Source organism: Oscillochloris sp. ZM17-4, assembly GCF_019599295.1.
In the GTDB taxonomy this organism is placed as follows: domain Bacteria; phylum Chloroflexota; class Chloroflexia; order Chloroflexales; family Chloroflexaceae; genus Oscillochloris.
The window spans coordinates 1-3,628 of the sequence record NZ_JAIEWN010000125.1; the positions used below are offsets into that span (position 1 = coordinate 1).

The 3,628-nt window shown below is 65.1% G+C and carries 2 protein-coding genes; both read left to right on the forward strand.

Annotation, left to right across the window (positions count from 1 at the left end; all coding sequences use genetic code 11):
• Positions 1–75 precede the first annotated feature (75 nt).
• Positions 76–3,318: an SUMF1/EgtB/PvdO family nonheme iron enzyme gene (locus K2Z83_RS28060; RefSeq protein WP_220598478.1), complete on the forward strand. Its 3,243-nt coding sequence runs from the start codon at positions 76–78 to the stop codon at positions 3,316–3,318.
• A partial coding sequence (locus tag K2Z83_RS28065; RefSeq protein ID WP_220598479.1) for a hypothetical protein occupies positions 3,305–3,628 on the forward strand: 324 nt, incomplete at its 3' end. The genes K2Z83_RS28060 and K2Z83_RS28065, both read left to right, overlap by 14 nt.

Below are 3,628 nucleotides of genomic sequence, written 5' to 3' on the forward strand. Positions count from 1 at the left end.
TCGTCTAGCGGCCAGGTTTACCGAAATCCGCCACGCCATAACGGCGCAATCGGCGTCGCCATCGGGAGGATGAAGATGGACCCGCTAAGCATTGCGATCATCGGCGCCCTGACCTGGGCCGCCGGCGGCGTCGCCGACGGGGTCGCAGGCGGCGCGCTCCAGGCGGCCGGTGAAGAGCTCTGGGGTGCCATACGCTCGAAATTGAGAAAGCGACCGGATCGCTACGCCGGCTTCGATCAGGCGGTGGCGTCGGCGCGCAAGCGTGCGGTGGCGCAGGACACCACCGGCTCCGCAGCGGCGATCTTTGCGCTGCTCGCCCAGCCGGCCCCCGAGTCCCGCGCCTTCCTCGTCGTCGCCCTTGAGGAGCTGCTCTTTCGTGGCGACCCGAACCGCTCGCGCCTGCGTGAGTCGTACCGCCATCAGATTCCGTTTCTGGCCGTTTTAGCTGGCCGGACGGCCCCGCCCTGGGAGAGCGTCGAGCCGCTGCTCGGGCCGTTTCTGATCGAGCTGCGCAACGCCGCGATCAGTCTCGACGAGATTGGCCCACTCTTAACCCAGCGCACCCATCTCGCTACCCTCGATGAGACCCAGGCCACGCGCCGTGCGGTGGAGCACACGAATGAAATCCTCGGCCGGATAGTAGAGTTATTCGAACATCGCCTGTCTTCGATTGCGACCATACCGTCAATCACTATGACGGCTGACTCACATGCCAGCATCACCGACTCTCCGATCACTGTCTTCGTCGGCACAGGTCAGGCGATGGCCGCCGAGCAGCCGGCTGATCTGGGTAATCTCCTCCACAGCTATCGCGCCTACCTGCTGGGCCGCTACACAACCCTCGATGTCCGCCGCATCACGGCCTCTGGTGAGGTGGTGAGCATTGACCTCGAACGGGTCTATGTCCCGCTCCATGTGCGGGTCGCGCCGCGCGCCCCCCTGGCGGCGCTGAGCAACCAGGATCATCAGCCGCCGGGCGATGTCGATCTGGAGCTGCGCGAGCGCATCTTTGGCCCGGCGGCCACGCCGCCATCCGCGCCCCTGCTGCGCCCGCTGCACGATCTGCTGGTCGAATCGCCGGCGCTGCTACTCCTCGGCGAGCCAGGCGGCGGGAAGAGCACCTTCGTGCGCCGATTAGTCCTGGCCCTGGCCAATGATCACGCCGAGACGGTGTTTGGCCTCAATGCCCTCTGGCTCCCGATTGTTATCCCGGTGCTGGCCTGGTCCCGCGCGCGGGCACAGACTCAGACGCTCAACCCGCTGGATTTTCTTGCGAAATTCTACGTCGAGCGCCAGCAGCCTGACTACGGCCCGCTCTTCCGCCGCGCGCTGCTGGCCGGCACGGCCTATGTCATCTTCGATGGCCTCGATGAGCTGCCGGATCGCGCCACGCGCAGCGAGCTGCGCACGCTCATTGAGGAGTTCGTCCATGTCTGGGATCTGACCGGCAATCGCTTTATCGTCACGGTTCGCTCCAGCGCCTATTGCCAGCATGATCAGGATCTGCTCGTTGATGAACATGTCTTTACGCGCTGTGCGCTGGAGCCGCTTGACCACACGCAGGCCGAGGCGATCATCGACAAGATCACGGCGGCCGTTGCCGACCCGGCGCTCCAGCAGCGCGCCGACGCGCTGAAGCTCCTGCTCCGCAATCCGTCCGCCGACCCGGCCGCCGCGACATTTGCAGAAAACCCCTTGCTGCTCACGCTCGCCCTGTTCATCCCGCGCGCCGATGATTCGGTGCCGATCCGTCGGGTTGAGATTTATGATCGTTGCGTTGATATGCTCGCAAAGAACTGGGACTCAGATCGCTCGCTCAGCGGTATAGATACCGCTGTACCGTCCGCTGTGACCGGAATGGGGCGCTTCGCCAATACCTTTGGACGGGCAGCGCTGCGCAAGCTTGTTCACGATACAACCGATGGCGAGGAGGAGACGGATCTGCGTGAGCACCTTAGTCAGGTGCTATGTGAGGAAGGTGGCGTTCGCCCCTTGGATGCAGAGGAATCCACGGAAGAATTCTTGAAGCTGGCCGAACAATCTACTGGCCTGTTCTGTATCAGCGATGGTGAACTCACCTTTGTCCACCATTCCTTCTTCGAATACTTCGCTGGCCGCGCGCTGGCTACGCTAGCTGTGTTGGATGCAAATACCGCCCGTTCATACATCCGCAACTACGGTAGCGAAGAGCGTTGGCGCGAGGTGCTGCGGTTCGCCATCGCATCGGCCAAGTACCCGGCGGTGGCGGAGCGGCTCCTGCGCCAGATCCGTGCGCTCCCCGCCGACGGGGCTGAGTATGGCAGGCCGCTGGTTCTGGCCGGCGAGGCGCTCATGGATCGCGGCCCAGGGCAGGTCAAGGACGATACCGAGGTGGACATCGTCGCCAGCCTCTGCGCGCTGACCGGCGACCCGCAGGCGCACCGCGCACTGCGCGTCGATGCCGGATATGTCCTCGGCCGACTCGGCGATCCCCGCCTGCTCGATCCTGATCGTGGCCAATCGCGCGGCACCCCGCGGATCTCCGACGTTCCGCCCTACTGGGTCGCTATCGCCGGGCAAGCGGCCATGATCGGCCGCTACCCCATCACCAATGCCGAGTTTCGGCTTTTTCTTGAGGCCAATGGGCCGCAGGGGTATGACCGGGAGCGAGCCTGGTGGACCGCCGGCGGGCGGGCGTATCTCAACAGTGTCAGCCGGCGTTGCCCGGCCTTCTGGCACGACTGGCGCTACAACCAGCCCGCGCAGCCGGTTGTCGGCATCACCTGGTTTGAGGCGGTCGCCTATTGTCGCTGGCTCACCGCTATCGGCCATCGTCAGCGCTGGCTGCCGAGAACGCAGCAGATCCGCCTCCCCATCTGGCCCGAGTGGGAGCGCGCGGCCAGCGGCCCCGATACGCGCGTCTACCCATGGGGCGATGAGCCGCCGAACCCTGAGCGGGCGAACTACCAGGAAACCTGGATACCAACCTACGAACGCTCCCGCGATCGCGCAACGCCGGTGGGATGTTTCCCGGCGGGGGTATCTGCCGGCGGGGCGCTCGATCTCGCGGGCAACGTGGCCGAGTGGACGGCGACGCCAGCCCAATCAGCGACCACCGATGTCCCACTCGATGACCTCGCATGGGACGCAGCCCTGGACGACGTGATCATCTCGGGGAGTAGCTTTGCCAGCCCAGCGCGGAGCCTGGCCTGCCGCACGCGCGCGCATGCGCTCCCCGACATCTACGAGGTTGATCGTGGCTTTCGGATCGTTCAGGCACCGATCACCGACACACCTCCTCAGGAATCCAGAGAGGCCGACGTCAATGACGACAACTGAGCATCAGCTACGCGTATTCCTGGAATCATCAGCGGCGCGCACCCTTGCCCGGGTCGATCCGACCGCGCTCCTGGCGAGCATGATCAGCCAGTCTCTGGAGGTCGCAGCGGTGATGCCGGCAGACACCACACCTGCTGGCATCACCACGCTTGCGCATCTGCCAGCTGGGCAGCGTGAGGTCGCGCTGCACCAGGGGCTCATCGCGCATGACACCGACACCGCAGAGCAGATCGCAGATATCCTCCTGCGGATCGGGCCAGCCCTCGCGCAGATCACCTCCGGGCGCAAGCACAGCGAGGTGATTACGGCC